At 58.6% G+C, this 18084-nt stretch carries 16 protein-coding genes and 2 pseudogenes; 7 read left to right on the top strand and 11 right to left on the bottom strand.

The window, feature by feature from the left end:
* Positions 1–166 precede the first annotated feature (166 nt).
* On the bottom strand, positions 167–1099 hold the full coding sequence (ttcA, locus tag SCU88_RS13215) for a tRNA 2-thiocytidine(32) synthetase TtcA (RefSeq protein ID WP_138097692.1): 933 nt from the start codon (positions 1097–1099) through the stop codon (positions 167–169).
* 49 nt (positions 1100–1148) lie between these two features.
* Positions 1149–1502, bottom strand: a pseudogene (locus SCU88_RS13210) (tyrosine-type recombinase/integrase); the annotation flags it as partial.
* Between SCU88_RS13210 and SCU88_RS13205 the strand changes: the two are divergent.
* The 5 genes and pseudogenes from SCU88_RS13205 to SCU88_RS13185 all read left to right on the top strand — a co-directional run bounded on the left by SCU88_RS13205 (position 1482) and on the right by SCU88_RS13185 (position 3219).
* Positions 1482–1991, top strand: coding sequence for a phage tail assembly chaperone (locus tag SCU88_RS13205; RefSeq protein WP_431810010.1), 510 nt, complete (start codon positions 1482–1484; stop codon positions 1989–1991). The pseudogene SCU88_RS13210 and the gene SCU88_RS13205 overlap by 21 nt on opposite strands.
* Before the next feature lie 156 nt (positions 1992–2147).
* Entirely contained in the window at positions 2148–2450 is a 303-nt protein-coding gene (locus SCU88_RS13200) for a DUF2612 domain-containing protein (protein ID WP_175340585.1), read from the top strand.
* Positions 2447–2524, top strand: a pseudogene (locus tag SCU88_RS13195) (hypothetical protein); the annotation flags it as partial. The gene SCU88_RS13200 and the pseudogene SCU88_RS13195, both read left to right, overlap by 4 nt.
* A 147-nt stretch (positions 2525–2671) precedes the next feature.
* Positions 2672–3046, top strand: coding sequence for a hypothetical protein (locus SCU88_RS13190; RefSeq protein ID WP_241666521.1), 375 nt, complete (start codon positions 2672–2674; stop codon positions 3044–3046).
* A gap of 8 nt (positions 3047–3054) precedes the next feature.
* Positions 3055–3219 carry a hypothetical protein gene (locus tag SCU88_RS13185; protein ID WP_168198826.1) on the top strand — a complete coding sequence of 55 codons (165 nt, stop codon included), beginning with the start codon at positions 3055–3057 and terminating at the stop codon, positions 3217–3219.
* Between the two features lie 283 nt (positions 3220–3502).
* On the opposite strand, the gene SCU88_RS13180 is transcribed toward SCU88_RS13185, so the two are convergent.
* Genes SCU88_RS13180 through SCU88_RS13170 form a run of 3 tightly spaced genes read right to left on the bottom strand, consistent with a single transcriptional unit; the run spans position 3503 to position 4832 of the window.
* Positions 3503–3970 carry a hypothetical protein gene (locus SCU88_RS13180; RefSeq protein ID WP_138097689.1) on the bottom strand — a complete coding sequence of 156 codons (468 nt, stop codon included), beginning with the start codon at positions 3968–3970 and terminating at the stop codon, positions 3503–3505.
* On the bottom strand, positions 3967–4329 hold the full coding sequence (locus SCU88_RS13175) for a tlde1 domain-containing protein (protein WP_138097688.1): 363 nt from the start codon (positions 4327–4329) through the stop codon (positions 3967–3969). The genes SCU88_RS13180 and SCU88_RS13175 overlap by 4 nt, the downstream gene beginning before the upstream one ends.
* Before the next feature lie 11 nt (positions 4330–4340).
* Complete coding sequence (locus SCU88_RS13170; RefSeq protein ID WP_175340584.1) at positions 4341–4832, bottom strand: type VI secretion system tube protein TssD; 492 nt, start codon at positions 4830–4832, stop codon at positions 4341–4343.
* Positions 4833–5534: 702 nt separating this feature from the next.
* On the opposite strand from SCU88_RS13170, the gene SCU88_RS13165 reads away from it, so the two are divergent.
* Positions 5535–6863: an APC family permease gene (locus SCU88_RS13165; RefSeq protein WP_431810009.1), complete on the top strand. Its 1329-nt coding sequence runs from the start codon at positions 5535–5537 to the stop codon at positions 6861–6863.
* On the opposite strand, the gene SCU88_RS13160 is transcribed toward SCU88_RS13165, so the two are convergent.
* From SCU88_RS13160 to SCU88_RS13140, 5 genes are all read right to left on the bottom strand, one after another.
* Complete coding sequence (locus SCU88_RS13160) at positions 6847–7263, bottom strand: GNAT family N-acetyltransferase (protein WP_175340582.1); 417 nt, start codon at positions 7261–7263, stop codon at positions 6847–6849. The two genes, SCU88_RS13165 and SCU88_RS13160, sit on opposite strands and share 17 nt — an antisense overlap.
* A gap of 82 nt (positions 7264–7345) precedes the next feature.
* A complete protein-coding gene (locus SCU88_RS13155) occupies positions 7346–8926 on the bottom strand; it encodes an aldehyde dehydrogenase family protein (protein ID WP_175340581.1) in 1581 nt (526 codons plus the stop codon).
* 17 nt (positions 8927–8943) lie between these two features.
* A complete protein-coding gene (locus SCU88_RS13150) occupies positions 8944–10728 on the bottom strand; it encodes an IlvD/Edd family dehydratase (protein WP_206665534.1) in 1785 nt (594 codons plus the stop codon).
* Positions 10718–12112, bottom strand: coding sequence for an MFS transporter (locus tag SCU88_RS13145; RefSeq protein WP_175340580.1), 1395 nt, complete (start codon positions 12110–12112; stop codon positions 10718–10720). The genes SCU88_RS13150 and SCU88_RS13145 overlap by 11 nt, the downstream gene beginning before the upstream one ends.
* 54 nt (positions 12113–12166) lie before the next feature.
* Positions 12167–13342 carry a fumarylacetoacetate hydrolase family protein gene (locus tag SCU88_RS13140; RefSeq protein WP_175340579.1) on the bottom strand — a complete coding sequence of 392 codons (1176 nt, stop codon included), beginning with the start codon at positions 13340–13342 and terminating at the stop codon, positions 12167–12169.
* Positions 13343–13456: 114 nt separating this feature from the next.
* Here SCU88_RS13140 and SCU88_RS13135 point away from each other — a divergent pair, with 114 nt between their 5' ends.
* Positions 13457–14416 carry a LysR substrate-binding domain-containing protein gene (locus SCU88_RS13135; RefSeq protein ID WP_175340578.1) on the top strand — a complete coding sequence of 320 codons (960 nt, stop codon included), beginning with the start codon at positions 13457–13459 and terminating at the stop codon, positions 14414–14416.
* Positions 14417–14445: 29 nt separating this feature from the next.
* On the opposite strand, the gene nifJ is transcribed toward SCU88_RS13135, so the two are convergent.
* Entirely contained in the window at positions 14446–17976 is a 3531-nt protein-coding gene (gene nifJ, locus SCU88_RS13130; protein ID WP_175340577.1) for a pyruvate:ferredoxin (flavodoxin) oxidoreductase, read from the bottom strand.
* Between the last annotated feature and the right edge of the window lie 108 nt (positions 17977–18084).

Below are 18084 nucleotides of genomic sequence, written 5' to 3'. Positions count from 1 at the left end.
ATGCAACGTCAAGCGATGGGCGTTGCGCTCCATATTGTCTTACTTCCTTTTTTGAATTACTGCATAGCACAATTGATTCGTACGACGCCGACTAAATTAGTCGGCTTTTTTTTTTGTCTGCGATAAGGTGCGGGAAGCCCCCCCGAAACCGGGGAGGCGAGGGCGGTTACTTAATTTCCACTACGTCCAGGCGCTGCAAAGGCTGCTCTGCTTCATCATCCGCCTGCCAGCCCACCGGCTGCTGAGGCAGTTCTTCGCGATCGAACGCCAGATCGCCACCGTCCACCACTTCACTACCGTGAGTGATACCGGCAAAGTCAAACAGCGCGCTGTCGCACAGGTGTGAAGGCACCACATTCTGCATGGCGCTGAACATGGTTTCGATACGTCCCGGATAGCGTTTATCCCAGTCGCGCAGCATCTCGGCGATAACCTGACGCTGCAGGTTAGGCTGAGAGCCACACAGGTTGCAGGGGATGATCGGGAAGCCTTTGGCTTGCGAGAAGCGCTCGATATCCTTTTCGCGGCAGTAGGCCAGCGGGCGGATAACGATATGTTTACCATCATCGCTCATCAGCTTGGGCGGCATTCCCTTCATCTTGCCGCCATAGAACATGTTCAGAAACAGGGTCTGCAGAATATCGTCGCGATGATGACCCAGCGCGATTTTGGTGGCTCCCAGTTCGCTGGCGGTACGGTACAGAATACCGCGGCGCAGACGTGAGCAGAGCGAACAGGTGGTTTTTCCTTCCGGAATCTTCTCTTTGACGATGCCGTAGGTATTCTCTTCCACGATCTTATACTCAACCCCGATACTTTCCAGATACTCCGGCAGGATATGTTCGGGGAAGCCCGGCTGTTTCTGATCGAGATTCACCGCGATCAGGCTGAAGTTGACCGGGGCGCTCTGCTGCAAATTGCGCAGGATCTCCAGCATGGTGTAGCTGTCCTTGCCGCCGGAGAGGCACACCATAATGCGGTCGCCTTCCTCAATCATATTAAAGTCGGCGATCGCCTCGCCCACGTTGCGGCGCAGGCGTTTCTGGAGCTTGTTGAGGTTGTATTGTTCTTTCTTGTTAACTTGCTGAATTTCTTGCATTTTTATCGTTCTCAAAAACCAAAAGGGGCATATAAGGGGCAAAAATTTTTTAGATGGCCAGCCTGGCGTTCAGCATATCCACCTGAGCGCCGTTCATTTCCTCTATCCACGTAGCATAGATCTCATACACCATCTGCGCGTTCTCATGCCCCATCTGGTTCGCTATGAATGATGGGTTAGCGCCAGCCGACAGCAGCCAGCAGGCGAACGTGTGGCGAGTATGGTACGGATTACGGCGACGAATTCCAGCACGTTTTACTGCGGCATTCCACCGACTGCCAATGCTCGATAATGAGTAGTACGGTTTTTGCTCGCCATTTTTCATCCTGGGCATAAAAACGAACCTGACTTTTTGTTGTTCTGTATTGCCATATTCGCGGTGATGAAAGGTGATTTGAGCCTTCGGTTTAATGCGGTGCAGGGGTGGGCCAACCTCCAGAAAATGCTGGGGGCCATTGGCCGCAGTAAGATGATGAACGGCGGCGATGGCTCGATGGCGACAGCGGTCGCGCTGGCGTTCTCAGTTATGGACGGTAAAGAGTTAGCGGAACTCCAGCGTATGGTTCTGGAAAGCACCGTTGTAAAAGCGGATGGCGCGATGCCGTTTAAGCTGCTGGACCAGGCCGAAACCCATTTCAATACCTGGCGGGCACACCTCCCGCAGTTGCTGGTGGAGGGGGCGCTGTATCAGTTTGAGGATTTTTTTACTGGTATCCGCGCCACGCTGGGAAGTTTGTTTCCGGGGATGGGGGCAGTGCTGGAATTTCTGAACAAGGCGCGGGAGGCGGTGGGGGAAGTCCCGTTATCCGGGATGGGGATGGAGACGGAACCGGCACAGACTGGCTCATCTGGACACCCGTCGTCCGACGATTCGCCACGTTCACCGAACTGAAAACCGTCTACACGCTGAGTGATTTACTGGCTCTGCATGACGCGGTCGACGAGATACTCCCGGTGAAACGCTGGCCGTGACGATCGGCCCTCGTGAAAAGGCCCGCTTCCAGGAAACCGATATCGACATACAGATTATCGAAGAGGGAGCCAGTGCGTGAACTATACCGATTTACTGATTAGTCAGTACGCCACGCGGCCGCGCGCCAGGGCAACGATACAGGCACTTGAAGATGACATGAAGCGCTCCAGAGATGGGACGCTTTCCGTTGCTGGGATGCTGAATATAGAGACTGCCACGGGTGTTAGTCTGGATGTGATCGGGAAAATCGTTGGGCAGAGCCGGGTGCTGACCGGTGCGGTGGCCAGGGAGTTGCATTCCTCGACAAAAGCCCCACTGATGGATTTCAGCGCAGCGGAACGGGAGGATCACCATGGTACCGGCACGGCGACGCGATAGCTTCTAACGCAACGCTAACCGACTCCGAATTCGGGGTTGTAATCAAAGCGCGCTGTATTAAAAACTTCTCACGCTGCACGCTGGATAGTGTTGAAAACGCATGTGAACAACTATTTGGTAGTGGTCTTTATATAAAAGCGCTCATTGATGTGGCGAATCTTGGTGATAGTGTAAATGTCATTGTTGGTGCGGCTCAGGGGTCAACGATATTTGGTGATCAGATGCTGACTGCCAGTGGCGGTGGCTCAGGCTCATCGTATGCTGCCAGCTCTCCCGCTGCGGGCGCATTTTCTGCCGGGACTTTTGGCGGTGGTGCGACTATGGGAGCGGGAGTGACCACCGGACTGGCCTCCGTGCTGGGTATGAATGGGGGTTACGCCTTTGCGGTCTCAGACCGGTGTCTTATTCCGGGGAACGGCGGTGATACGCCTTTTGGGCGAGGGGGGATGTTCAGAGGGAAGCTGGATGAAGCGGGTGTTGATGGAACGGGGTTTGGTAGCGGCGGCAGCGGCTCAGGAAAGACCCTGAATTCAGAAACCGGTTTTCCCGGCGGTAAGGGTGCGCCGGGGATGGTGATTATCTATGAATATTCGTGAGGCATGATATGCAATACGCAGTAGTGATTGATGGTGTGGTGGATAACCTGATTATGGCTCCGGAGGGATTCAGCATTGACGGCGCGGATCTGGTGGCGCTGGATGAAGATGCGCGCGTCCGGAGCGGGGATGTTTATCAGGATGGTGAATTCCGGGCTGTGGAGACAGAATAATCCGAAGAGGGGGGCGTGACAGTCGGAGCTGACGACAGGATGATGCCTGTGTTGGTCCATGGATTGCTCCATCAGTGCCTTTTTTAGTATATTCAGTAAGAAAGATGAACATAGTTTCCGCCAGCCTTCGGGCTGGCTTTTTTATGCCCGTCAGCCGGAACGAAGTGGCCCGCAGTATCGCAGGCCGTTTTGATGCTGGTCACCAGTAGAGCCCGGAACATTAGTATCTCGAACACCCTGAGCATCCATAAACAGCCTTCTAACAGCCAGGTTTTTCTGAGGATTACTTTGCTTCGTTTTGTGCTGCTTCTTGTCTGAACTCATCAATCGTGTCACGCATGTTGCTTAGACATTCTGCGGCTGGAGTTCCGGCCTTTTCCAGCGCCGGTTCTGCCTTCGCGAAATACTCCTCAATCTTCATCTGATTCGCATGTGTGATTATAGGTATACCGCATACCATTGATGTTCCGAAGCGCTGCTTTAAGGGATCTGCGCTCTTGTCTAGTGAGTTGGTTGCGTTAATTACAGATACTGGATCTTTAATCAACGCGATGCTAAGCGCTGTCGTCAGTTCTTCTGTATGCTCAGCGTCGAGGGTATCACCAATGATGTCAATTTTCCCCGGAAATGCCTGGAGCGCTTTATTATCAGCCCGTTCTATCAGTTGAATATAAACTTTCCATTCGCTTGAAGATGCCACGCAGGAGGATGAGATAATGCAGGCGGTCAGCAAAATAGTTCGCCAAATCATCTTACTACCTCAAGTGTCCTGTCTGTTGATTGGATGATTTTTGTGCGGATAGCTGGCCCGAGTATTATGCAACCTTCAGAGGCGAATCCAGGTGCTTTCGGCGGTTTCCTCTCTCCATGGATACGAAACAAAGAGCGCCCATAACTTTCGCCAGATGTCTGCGTTAAAATTATGGTGAATGGCCCCTTTGAACTGGTATGCCCGCCAATACGCCAGGTACCGCGAGGAATTGGCCCCATCCCCTTAACGTGCTGCCGGTCTGGATTGTTTTTGTTAGTCAGATTCCCCGAATAACCTTTACCGATTAACTTACCGTTGTGCCACAACTCGCCGGTACTCTGGTGGTATATCCATGCCATGTGTTGTTCTCCTATGCCGCGCTGCGCTCTTTCCAGGAATCAGAGTGAATGATATTGCCGTCCTTGTAGGTCCAGGTGATTTTTTCATACATCATTTCGAGCACCTCAAGATGATCATGACGTTCGTAGTCAGGGTCTTTAATATCATCCATAAATGGTACGACACATGTAATGCGGGCATTCTCAAGAAGTACGTTAAAGTATTCTTCTTCCTGTCCGGCGTAATTAATGCGATAGAATTTAAGTTCGGCAGACTTTAAGCGCTTTCCGGAACTAACGAATTGATAAAGGTACGGACTGGAAGAATCCAGCGCTTTGGTCAGGATAAAGGGCGCATGTTCGCGAGTGGCCGTTATCTTACCAGACAAGTTATCTGTTGGGAGAGATACGCAGTGAGCCAGTGCTGTTATCTCTATGCTTCCTTCGCGATCCTGTACATCAACAGAGCCTTTGATATCGGCGCCGCCGTCATCCTTAAGCCACATATAAATTGGTATTGCCATATCCAGATCCTTCTATTTCCATGTTATTTGTGTGATTTTAAAGTACACAAATTGATGACCGATTAGCAAGGGAAGTGAATGAGTGAGTATGGAATGGTGGTGATGCCGCGTATCGATATTAACGCTCACGCTCCGAGCAATTATTAGTCTGGTTGCCCCTGGTGTGTCGGGGGCAAAAATGGGGGCAAAAGGGGCATAAAAATAGGAAGTCAGCGTGGATTGGCGTAGCAGGTGAAGTGACGTATTTGATTGATTTTAAATAAAAATAAAAGGTTTTCAGTCAGTTAAAAAAATGACTGCTTTACATTGAGGTTGTATTGTTCTTTCTTGCTAATCTGTTGGTTATCTTGCATTTATCTGTATCTCAAAACATCGAAAAAGGGCGGCTCAGTAGGGTGAGTGTAGCGCCAGGACGGCTTCTGCGCCCCACACCCGGCGTCGCTGCTCTCTGGCCGCGATACGCGCCCGGCATCCTGCGGACGGCGTAAAAAAGGTTAGCCCCATGGGCAAATGCGTGATGCGTATGGTACGGATTACGGCGCTGAATGCCAGCGTTTTACGGACGCATTTGCCTGCCTGTGGGTTGGAAGGAGAAGGTCAGTCATAACATAGATCAAACCCTTCTATGATTTCCCTTCCACCAGGTGCTGTACCGTTTAACACTTGCCCTGGTTCAGATAATAACAATCAAAGGTGATGGGGATGGCACTGGCACGTTCGTTGCGGATGCGCGACTTAGTCATTATGGGATTACTGTTTATTGGTCCGGCGGCGCCGGTGGGGCTATTTGGCACGCTGGATGCCACCAGCGGCGGGGTGGTGCCGCTGGTGTATGTGGTGGCGACCGTGGTGATGGGCTTTACCGCATGGTCTTATGCGCTGATGTCGCGGGCGGTGCCCAACGCCGGGGCGGTTTATGCCTATACCCGGGAAGGGATTAACCCCCGGGTGGGTTTTATCGCTGGCTGGATTATTCTGCTGGATTATCTGTTTATTCCGGCGGTGGCTTATCTGTTTAGCGGTATTTCATTAAATGCGCTGGTGCCCTCGGTGCCGGTCTGGGCCTGGACGCTGCTGGCCGTGGTAGCGACCACGGCTCTGAACCTGACCGGGCTACATAAGACCAGAAAAGTGACCATGACGGTGCTGATTGCCGAAGTGATTGTGCTGGCGCTGATTCTGGCCGGTGGACTGTGGGTGCTGTGGCAGCAGGGATTTAACCGACCGCTGCTGGCGCCTTTTATCGGGATCGATGGGGTAAACAGCAGTGCCGTTTTGACCGGGGTATCCGTGGCGGTGCTCTCTTATCTGGGGTTCGATGCTATTTCAACTTTTGCCGAAGAAAACCAGGGTTCCCGCAATCAGCCCGGGCGGGCGACTATGTGGTGTCTGATCCTGGCAGGGGTGCTGTTTGTGGCCCAGACCTGGCTGGGGGCGCTGCTTAGCCCCTGGGACAGTCAGACGCTCCAGCAGCAGCCCGAGCTTCAGGGCAAGGCATATTATGTGATTGTCGGCGACGCTATTTCCCCATGGCTGGGCGATGCACTGGCCTTTGTGAAGGCGCTGGGCGCTGCTTTCTCTGCAATGGTGGGGCAGGCGGCAGCGGGGCGGTTGTTGTTCAGCATGGGGCGCGCGGGTGCCCTGCCTGGCTCCCTGAGTCAAATTGGCAAGCGTAGCGGGTTACCGGTGACCGCGCTGCTGGCCGCTGCTGCGGTCAACAGCGTACTGGCGGTGATCGCCGCCAGCGTCGATAATGGGCTGTCTCATCTGGTCTCTTTTGTGGATGTGGGGGCGATTTGCGGCTTTATTCTGCTGCACTGCTCGGTGATCGGCCTGTTTCTGGTGAAACAGCGCCAGCGTAGTCTGCGCTCGCTGCTGGCTTGCGGGCTGATGCCGCTCTTTGGGATCGCGGTGCTGGTGCCGGTTCTGTTCCATATTCACGCCCCGGCGCTGGTGGCCGGGGCGCTCTGGTTAGTAGTGGGGCTGGTGGTACTGTGGCGCCGCCAGGGGCACGCTACAGCCGCTTTTTAAGGTAATAAACCGACTGGCCGTCGCCGGGAAAGTCTTCCAGGGTCATCTGCAACTCATAGCCCAGCTTCTCGTAGAAGGGGCGGGCCTGAAAGCTGAAGGTATCCACCAGCGCAAACCGGCAGCCCTGTTCCCGTGCGCTCTGTTCGGCGGCCTGCATTAGCTGGCTGCCTGCGCCGCTACCGCGCAGAGCCTCATTAACCCACAAAAAATGGATGGAAAGCCAGTTACCCTTACGTGAAGCGATAAGCCCTGCCTGCGCCCGACCGGCATCGTCATGCATAAATACGCTTAAATCGCCCCAGTTGCTGCGGTCGATAAATTGCGAATTGTAGCTGCTCAGCCCTTCGTAAAGCGCTTCCCTGTCTCGTTCATTAATGGCATTGCTTACCGTTATCTTCATGCTGTGCTCCGTTGGTGGCTGTGCTAAAGCATTTGTAACACAGCCCGGAGGGATAAAACTATCCCCCCGGCACAGGCGTCATTTAGCGTAGCGGTTCGCGGGTGTTAACGCCGTTCACCAGCCGGGTGATACCCAACGGATTTGCGTCTTTCAGGGCATCCGGCAGCAGCGCCTGGGGATAGTCCTGATAGCAGATCGGGCGCAGGAAGCGGTCGATAGCGAGGGTTCCGACAGAAGTACCACGCGCGTCCGAGGTGGCAGGCCAGGGGCCACCGTGCACCATGGCATCACACACCTCCACACCGGTAGGATAGCCGTTAAGCAACAGGCGACCGGCTTTCTCTTCCAGCAGGCTCACCAGCGCCTGACAGTCGCGCAAATCGTCCGGCTCGGCAATTAGCGTTGCGGTGAGCTGGCCATGCATTCCCTGTAGCGCCTGATGTAACCCCTGGGCGCTACTGGCCTCCACCGCCACGGTAGCCGGGCCGAACACCTCTTCCTGTAACAGCTCATCGCCGTTAGCCAGCAGTGCGGCATCAGCCTTAAACAGCCATGGGGATGCCTGATTATCATCGCGCGCTTCACCGGCAAGCGTTTCAATCTGTGGATGCTGGCTCAGTCGGTTCAACCCCTGGCGATAGTGTTGCAGGATCCCGGCATTCAGCATCACCTGCGCCGGGCGGCTGGCTATTTCATCGCGCAGCGCCGCCAGGAATTCGGTGTATTCCGGGCCTGCCACGCCGACAATCAGTCCCGGATTGGTACAGAACTGGCCGCAGCCCAGCACCACGGAATCCGCCAGCTCCCGGGCTATCTGCGGGCCGCGGCGGCGCAGGGCTTCTGGCAGCAGGACGATAGGGTTGATGCTGCTCATTTCGGCAAAAACCGGGATCGGCTGTGGTCGGCTGGCCGCCATATCGAAAATGGCCCGACCGCCGCGCAGCGAACCGGTAAAGCCCACCGCCTGAATTGCCGGATGCCTGACCAGCACTTCGCCGATGGTGGTGCCGTATATCATGCTGAATACGCCTTCAGGCATACCGGTCTGGCGGGCGGCGCGGACGATGGCGTCGGCAACGTATTCCGCTGTTGCCATATGACCGGTGTGGGCCTTAAACACCACCGGACAGCCCGCCGCCAGCGCGGCGGCGGTATCGCCCCCGGCGGTAGAGAACGCCAGCGGGAAGTTGCTGGCGCCAAAGACGGCTACCGGCCCCACGCCGAGCCGCGCCTGGCGCAGATCGGAGCGCGGTAACGGCTGTCGGTCCGGCAATGCCGTATCGATACGCGCGCCAAGATAGTCGCCGCGCCGCAGTACGGTGGCAAACAGCCGCATCTGGCCGCTGGTGCGGCCCCGTTCGCCGCGCAGCCGGGCTACGGGAAGGGCGGTCTCCCGACTGGCAAGCGTCAGAAACTCATCGTCCAGGGCATCCAGCTCGTCGGCGATGGCTTCCAGAAAACGGGCCCGCTGTTCCGGCGCCAGACGACTGTAGGCGGTAAACGCGTTGCGGGCCGCTTCACAGGCCGTGGCGGCTTCCTGTTCGGTGGCCTGATAAAAACGCCACGGCAGCGCTTCGCCGCTGGTCGCGTCCAGGCTTTCCAGCACCGTATCGCCCTGGGCGCTGCGTTCTGAGCCAATAAAGTTGTAACCGGTAATCTTCATGACGGAATACTCATCTTTTAGTGTGAATGTCGGGGTAAGTTGTCGTCATTAACGACCCGCAGATAAAGGGTGGCAGGTTCCAGGCAGCCACCGGTGGAAAGCTGGCCGACCATGCTGCGGTAAATTTCCTGCCACGGCGTCTGGGACGGCGGAAGCGAAGGCTTCCAGGCCGCCCGGCGGCGTTCCATTTCGGCATCGTCAATCAATAGGTCGACCCGGCGCTGGTTAAGGTCCACCCGCAGACGGTCGTTGGTCTCCAACAGCGCCAGCCCGCCACCGACGGCGGCTTCCGGCGACATATTGAGGATCGACGGGCTGGCGGAGGTGCCGCTCTGGCGCCCGTCCCCCAGGCAGGGCAGCGAGGTTACGCCCTGTTTCAGCAGGTTGGTCGGCGGGGCCATATTGACCACCTCGGCGCTGCCGGGGTAGCCGACAGTACCAGCGCCGCGAATCACCAGAATCGATCGGGCGTCGATAGCCAGTTCGGGATCGTTAATCCGGGCGTGATAATCCTCCGGTCCGTCGAACACAATGGCCCGGGCTTCGAAGCAGTTTTCCTCTCCGGGTTCGCTGAGCCACGTCTTACGGAATTCGTCACCCACCACCGACATCTTCATGATGGCGCTGTCGAAGAAGTTACCGCTCAGGACGATAAATCCGGCCCGGTGTTTGAGCGGATTTTCCCAGTCGTGAATCACGTCCGGGTTGTGGTTGCCGGACTCCCGGGCTATCTCGCCAATGGCCTGACCGCTCACGGTCAGGCAGGATTCGTTAATGCGTCCGACTTTCTGCAATTCGTGCAGAACCGCCGGAACCCCTCCGGCCCGGTGAAAGCCTTCTCCCAGGTAACGCCCGGCGGGCATACAGTCCACCAGCAGCGGCACCGCTTCGCCCACCCGCTGCCAGTCATCCAGGCTCAGTTCAATGCCGGCATGGCGGGCGATGGCGATCAGGTGCGGCGGACAGTTGCTGGACGCTCCCAGCGCCGATGCCACGGTAATGGCGTTTTCGAACGCCGCTTTGGTCAGAATCTTCGAAGGACGCAGATCGTCCAACACCATCTGGCAGATGCGTTTACCGGTGCGATAAGCCATTTGCCCGCGTTCGCGATAGGGGGCCGGAATACTGGCACAGCCCGGCAGCGACATACCCAGCGCTTCGGCCAGCGCGTTCATCGAAAGCGCAGTGCCCATGGTGTTGCAGTGGCCGATGGAAGGCGAAGAGGCGGTGGTCAGCTCCATAAAGCCTTCGTAGTCAATCTCACCGGTAGCCAGCAGGTTACGGGCGTGCCAGATAACGGTGCCGGAGCCAATCAGCTCCCCCTTATAGTGGCCGTCGAGCATCGGTCCGCCGGAAAGCACAATAGCGGGTAGATCGGTGGTGGCGGCGGCCATCAGGCAGGCGGGAGTGGTCTTATCGCAGCCGGTGGTCAGCACCACGCCATCCAGCGGATAGCCGTGCAGGATCTCCACCAGCCCAAGATAGGCCAGGTTGCGATCCAGCGCCGCCGTAGGGCGACGGCTCTGTTCGGCGATAGGGTGAACCGGGAATTCCATTGGGATGCCACCGGCATCGCGAATACCGGCCTTTACCCGCTCCGCCAGCGCCTGATGGTGGCGGTTACAGGGGGTCAGATCGCTGCCGGTCTGGGCGATGCCAATAATCGGGCGCCCGGACTGTAGCTCTTCGCGGGTCAGTCCATAATTCATATAGCGTTCGACGTAGAGCGCCGTCATATCGGCATGGTCAGGGTCGTCGAACCAGCGCTGGCTGCGCAGTGTGGGTACCGGTTTATCCTTCATGTTTATTCTCTCTTATTAGTATGGCGCCTGGGGCGCGATGGCGGGGCGGCTGGCCGACGGCATCCTGAAGCAGCGTCAGATCGCGGCCACGGGTTTCTACGGAAAGCCAGCTACCGGCAAGCGTAATGCCCCCCAGAACAATAGTGTATGCGGCCAGCACCCAGGGGGCGCCGTCGGCCAGTCCTGTGAGCCAGATCCCGAGTAGCGGCGCGAGTCCCCCAGAAAGCAGGGCGCCGACTTCGCGGGAAAGGGCCACGCCGGAGTAGCGATAGCGGTTGCCGAACAGCTCGGTGAAGTGGGCACACTGGGCGCCGAGCATACTGTTAGCGCCGATAGCGAAACCACCGACAATCGCCAGGGTGATAAGCCAGGGATTGCCGCTGGCGATCATCATCCAGGCCGGGAAGGCCCAGAGCATGCAGAACAGCGCACCGGCGCGATAGACCCGCAATCGGCCCACTCTGTCCGAAAGCGCGCCGAACAGCGGGGTGGTGATCACGCTCGCTACGCTTGCCAGCAGCACGGCATTGGTGCCGATCTGCGCAAAGGCGGCACTTTGTTGGGCCTGGGTGGCGGCGTAGCCGGTCAGAAAGGCGATAGAGACCGTGGCATAGAGGGTGGAGCTGCCGGTTTCCGCCATGCGCATCAGGATGGTCGCGGCCAGCGGGCGTCGCGCATCGCGCAGCACGGCCCGCATGGGTGCTTTAACCACCTGCTGCTGAGTTTCCAGGGTCTTAAACACCGGGCTCTCTTTCAACCTTAAGCGCACCCAGATGGCGACGGCAATCAGCACCACGCTCAGCAGGAACGGAATACGCCAGCCCCAGTTCAGGATCTGCTGTTCGGTCAGCAGCAACTGCATCACCCGAAAGGTGATAGTCGCCAGCGCCAGCCCGGAAAAGACCCCGATAAACGGCAGCGCCGCATACCAGCCGCGGCGTTTTGGGGGGGCCAGCTCTGCCATCAGGGTGGCAGCGCCAGACTGTTCGGCACCGGCGCCAAAGCCCTGAAGCAGCCGCAGGGCAACCAGCAGCACGGCGCCCAGTGGCCCGGCGGGCAGCAGGCCAATAAGCGTAGTGGCAACGCCCATCAGCCCGATGGTGATCAGCAATACCAGCTTACGACCCTTGCGATCCCCGAGCGATCCGAAAAACAGTCCGCCGAAGGGCCGCGCCAGAAACCCGGCGCCGTAGGTGGCGAAACTGGCCAGCAGGGCCCCGGTGACCCCCAGTGAGGGGAAGAAAATATGGCCGAAGACCAGCGCCGAAGCCAGTCCATAAATCGCGAAATCGTAATACTCCAGCGCACTGCCGACGGCGCCGGTAAAGATCGCCCGCCGCAACTGACGCGGATCGGGCGAAGTGGAATGATTCTGTACACGCATAGCATGCTCCTCCATTGGGATTGCCGTTACAGCGTGAATTCAGGATGGCGGGCATTACAGCAGGCGGCGCCGGCTCAGGTTGTCAAACAGCGCGCGCAGACCGAAGGTCCAGGGCGGTGCTTGATCGCTGGTGGTGACCCGATTGCGCAGGGCGCCCAGCATCGGGGTGCTAATGGTGACGGTATCACCAGGGCGGTGGGTAAAACCGGCGCCGGGGCGATCCCGGTCCTGGGTGGGGGCGAACAGCGTCCCCAGGAACAGTGCGAAGCCGTCGGGATACTGGTGACTGGCGTTCAGGGTCTGGCTGACCAGATCTTCAGGATCGCGGCTGATGGCGCTCATGGCGCTCAGGCCGTGCATCCGAAAGCCTTCATCACCCTCAACCCTGAGTTCTACCTCGCAGTTGCGTAGATTCTCCAGGGTAAAGCTTGCGTCGAACAGGCGAATAAAGGGGCCGATAGCGCAGGAGGCGTTATTGTCCTTGGCTTTGCTCAGCAGCAGGGCGCTGCGACCTTCGAAATCGCGCAGGTTGACGTCGTTGCCAAGGGTCGCGCCCTGAATCTGGCCGCGGCTGTTAACCAGCAGTACCACTTCCGGCTCCGGGTTATTCCAACTGGAGTGGGGATGAATGCCGATGGAGGCGCCACTGCCGACGCTGGCCAGTACCGGCGCCTTGGTAAAGATCTCGGCGTCCGGGCCAATACCGACTTCCAGATACTGGGACCACAGGCCGCGTTCGATCAGTAGCTGCTTCAGGGCGGCGGCCCGTTCGGAGCCGGGTTTTACCGCCCGCAAGTCCGGGCCGGTCAGATCGTAGATGCGGGCCCGCAGGCCGCTGGCCAGTTCGCCATCACCGGCGGCCTGCTCTTCGATCACCCGCTCCAGCATGCTGTCGACGAAGGTGACGCCGGCGGCCTTAATCACCTGGAGATCGACAGGGGAAAGCAGATAAGGGCGTTCGGGGTCCGGCGTGTCGCCGCTATTGTCCAGTAGCTCACAAAGTGAGCTGATACGGCGTCCCTTTGTCTGGCGTATCACATCCCCGGGGCTTTCCAGTTCCAGAAGTCCGGCGACGGTGGCAGCCTGTTGCGAAATATCGAAGACGTCGTCGCCGCGAATCACCACCGGTGAAGGACCGGGGCAGGCGCCGGGAACCCAGGCGCGGCCAATCAGGCAGCCGCGGGTTCCGTCTTCGGGCAGGGTGTTTGCAGGGTTCAGAGCGATGGTCATGGGAGTTTCTCCTCATTGTTGTTATCGCCACGTTATGCGGCGCGGGGAATAAACTCCAATGGCATTCATTCAGTTATCGATAACCAGTCGTTATCGGTCTTTAAAGGGCGCACTATGTCTGAAATCTCGTTTACCAGCTTTTGTCACTGGCTGAAGTTCCGCCATCTGTTGCTGATCGATACTCTTGGGCGCACCGGGAATATGCATCTGGCGGCAGAGCAGATGAGCCTGAGCCAGCCCGCGCTCAGTAAAATGCTCAGGGAGATCGAAAACCAGTTCGGCTTTCCTCTGTTCGAACGCCTGCCACGTAGCATGCCCCCCACGGCGCTGGGCAGTGAGGTGGTGCGTTACGCGCAGATTGCGCTTAACGATGCCCGGGGATTTGTGGCGCGTATCGACAGCCTGCGGGCTGGCGGCCACGGCCATCTGCGGGTGGGGGGAATCTTTGCCGCCACGGCGGTGGCGCTGCCCCAGGCTATCGTCAGAATTAAAAAACGCTGGCCGCTGCTGTCGCTGGAGGTGGTGGAACAGACCAGCGACCATCTGATGGAAATGTTAAAGGCCCGAACTCTGGATCTGGCTATCGGTCGCTTTACCGAACCCCAGCAACTACAGCTGTTCGACTTCCGTCCGATGGGGCCGGAACCGTTCTGCCTGGTGGTGAATTGCCGCCATCCGCTGGCCGGGCAGACTCAGCGCTACAGCCTGGGGGAACTGCTGGCCTGGCCGTGGATCCTCTACCCCCAGGGAACGCCAATTCGTCGTCAGATGGAAGAGGCCTTTGCCGCAGCCGGGGTCGCCACGCCGCACAACACCGTTGAAACTATCTCAATGCAGACCTTCCTGCAGGTGCTGCAGGGCGGGCCGATGATCGGCATGCTGCCGGAAGCCATGGCCGCCGCCCACCTGAACGGCGGGCTGCTGAGCGTGCTGAATACCGATCTGCGGCTGGCGCCTCAGGAATATGGCGTACTGACAAGGCGCGGTGAACCGCTCACGGAGATCGCCCGGGAGTTTATGGGGCTGCTGCTGGAGCCAGAGAAAGAGGCGGAAGGCGTGCTGGCGGAAAAGTAAAACCCCGCGGAAAGCGGGGTTGGAAGGAGTTACTCGCTGGTTTTACTCGTCTGCTTACCGGCCAGCATCGCCAGGAAGTCGTAGTGGCGTTGCAGGTCGCTGGCGGCTTCCTGCCAGAGCTGTTCCGCCACTTCCGGCTGGCTGACGTTCAGGCGCCGGAAGCGCTGCTCGTTAAGCAGGGTTTCGGCCAGCGCGTCTGACGGCGGGCGGGAATCCAGCGAGAGCGGCAGTTTTCCCTGGTCGGCGCGGCGTGGATCAAAGCGATAGAGCGGCCAGAAGCCGGTGGCGGTCAACTGGCGCATCTGATCGTGGCTCAGGGCCAGATCGTAGCCGTGCTCCACGCAGGGGCTGTAGGCGATGACCAGCGACGGGCCATCGTAGGCTTCGGCCTCCTGTAGCGCTTTCACGGCCTGGTTAAGCTGGGCGCCCAGCGCTATCTGCGCAACGTAGACGTGACCGTACATCATCACATTCACCCCCAGATCCTTACGCGCCTTCCGCTTGCCCTGTTCGGCAAACTTCATTACCGCACCCAACGGGGTCGCCTTAGAAGCCTGACCGCCGGTGTTGGCGTAGCACTGGGTATCCAGTACCAGCACGTTGACGTTTTCGCTCAGACTCAGCACGTGATCCAGGCCGCCGTAGCCAATATCATAGGCCCAGCCGTCGCCGCCGATAAGCCAGATGGATTTTGCCACCAGGGCATCGGCATCGGTCGCCAGTTGGCGCGCCAGCGGGGAGTCGATGTCCGCCAGCGCCTGGCGCAGGGCGGCTATCTGCTCGCGGCGCTCGGGAATTTCAGCCTCAGCGTTCAGCTGTTCCACCAGTTGCGCGGGAAGCCGATCCGCCAGTTGGGTCAACAGGCGCCGGACCCGATCCGCATGTTGATTGGCGGTCAGGCGGAAGCCCAGCCCGAACTCGGCGTTATCTTCGAACAGCGAGTTAGCCCAGGCCGGGCCACGGCCGTGTTCATCGGTGGTCCAGGGGGTAGAGGGCAGGTTGCCGCCGTAAATTGACGAACAGCCGGTCGCGTTAGCCACCATCATCCGATCGCCGTAAAGCTGGGTCAGCAGCTTGATGTAGGGCGTCTCACCACAGCCAGAGCAGGCGCCGGAGTATTCAAACAGCGGGGTGATTAACTGGGAGGTGCGGATATCAATACGTTCCAGCTTGCTACGGTCGATTTCCGGCAGACTGAGGAAGAAGTCGTAGTTGGCCTTTTCTTCCTCGACGTGATCCAGACGCGACATCATATTGATGGCTTTGATTTCCGGGTTCTGGCGGTCTTTGGCCGGGCACACTTCCACACACAGGTTACAGCCGGTGCAGTCTTCCGGCGCCACCTGCAGCACATATTTCTGACCGCGCATATCCCGGGACTTCACATCCAGAGACTGGAGCGAGTCGGGTGCGCTTTCCATTTCTCCGGGCGCTACCACTTTGGCGCGGATAGCGGCATGGGGGCAGGCGGCCACGCAGTGATTACACTGGGTGCAGATATCCGGCTTCCAGATGGGGATCTCGTCGGCAATATTGCGTTTTTCCCAGCGGGTAGTGCCCACCGGCCAGGTGCCGTCCGGCGGTAGAGCGGAAACCGGCAGCGCATCTCCCAGGCCCGCCAGCATGGCGGCGGTAACGGTTTTGACAAAGTCCGGCGCGGCATCGGCCACTACCGGCGGCATATGGTGGCTGTTATCCAGCACTTCACCCAGGGTTACCTGACTCAGGGATTCCCGTGCCAGCGCCAGCGCCTGCCAGTTGCGCTCTACCAGCTCCTGACCTTTGCTGCTGTAGCTCTTCGCGATAGCGCCCTGGAGCTCCTGCAGGGCGCTATCGCCCGGCAGAATGCCGGTCAGGTGGAAGAAGGCCATCTGCATGACGGTATTAATGCGCGCGCCAAGCTGGCATTCGCGGGCGATACGGGTGGCGTTAATGACCCACAGGCGGGCATTCTTCGCGCGCAGTTGCGACTGGACTTCCTGGGGCAGGCGCTCCCACACCTCTTCGGGCTCATAGGGGGTGTTCAGCAGGAACAGACCGCCCGGTTTGAGGTGTTCCACCATGGCATATTTATCGACGAACTGTAGCTGGTGGCAGCCGATAAAGTCGGCCTGGTCCACCAGGTAAGCCGAACGAATGGGATGTTCGCTCACCCGCAGGTGGGAAACCGTCAGGCCACCGGCCTTTTTGGAATCGTAGACAAAGTAGCCCTGGGCGTACCACGGGGTGGCGTTGCCGATAATCTTGATGTTGTTCTTGGTGGCGGAGACGGTGCCGTCGCTGCCCAGACCGTAGAACAGCGCCGACAGGCGGGCGTCCGACGGCAGGTTACTGGCCGTCAGCGGCAGGGAAAGGTGGGTGACATCGTCATAGATGCCCACGGTAAAGCGCGATTTTGGTCGATCGGCTTGCAGTTCGCGGAACACCGCCAACGCACAGTCGGGGCCGAACTCTTTAGAGGAAAGGCCGTAACGCCCGCCAGTGACCTTCGGCAGGGTTTCGCGCTCGCCGCTACTGTACGCTTCCGCCAGCGCGGTCATGATGTCAAGGTGCAGCGGCTCGGCCAGCGCCCCCGGCTCTTTGGTGCGATCCAGCACCGCCAGACTGCGCACGCTCTGGGGCAGGGCCTCCAGCAGGCGTTGGGCAGAGAAGGGACGATACAGGCGCACTTTCAGCACGCCGACCTTTTCGCCGCGCTTAAGCAGTTCGTCCACCACCTCTTCGCAGGTGCCAATGGCCGATCCCATCAGGGCGATAACCCGTTCTGCTTCGGGGTGCCCGTAGTATTCAAACGGGCGATACTGACGCCCGGTAGCGGCGGCAAAGTCATCCATTGCCCGTTCCACATGTTCGCAGACCGCGTTGTACCAGGGGTTGGTGGCTTCCCGGGACTGGAAGTAAGTATCCGGATTGGCTGAGGTGCCGCGAATTACCGGATGTTCCGGGTTAAGGGCCCGGGCCCGATGTTCGTCAATGGCTGACTGGGGCATCAACTGGCGCAGGGTATCGTCCGAAAGCGGAGCGATTTTATTGATTTCGTGTGACGTGCGGAAACCATCGAAGAAGTGAATAAAAGGAATACGGCTGTTGAGCGTCGCCATCTGGGAGATCAGCGCAAAGTCCTGGGCTTCCTGCACGTTGGCGGCGCACAGCATGGCGCAGCCGGTCTGGCGTACTGCCATGACGTCGGAGTGATCGCCAAAAATCGACAGCGCGTGAGTCGCGACGGTACGCGCCGCTACGTGCAGCACAAAGGGTGTCAGCTGACCGGCGAGCTTATACAGCGTCGGGATCATCAGCAGCAGCCCCTGGGATGAGGTAAAGGTGGTGGACAGAGCGCCGGTTTGCAGCGCGCCATGCACCGTGGCGATAGCCCCGGCTTCGGACTGCATCTCGACCACCTGCGGACGATCTCCCCAGACGTTGTTCACGCCGTCCACTGACCAGGCTCCCGCGTGTTCGGCCATGGTGGAACTGGGGGTAATCGGGTAAATCGCGATCACTTCGCTGGTTCGATAGGCCACGGAAGCAACGGCACCATTCCCGTCAGTTGTAATCATAAGCTACCTTCACATTGCGCAAAAAAGGCGATACGGCCTTGCGGCGTATCCGTAACAGGAAATAACAGTTTTCTGTGTATGGGTATGCTTTTTATCTTAGCAGAGGGC

Source organism: Jejuibacter sp. L23 (assembly GCF_050815825.1).
In the GTDB taxonomy this organism is placed as follows: Bacteria; Pseudomonadota; Gammaproteobacteria; order Enterobacterales; family Enterobacteriaceae; genus Jejubacter; species Jejubacter calystegiae.
The sequence above is the reverse complement of the archived record's forward strand: the minus strand, read 5'-3'. Positions and strand labels throughout refer to the sequence as shown.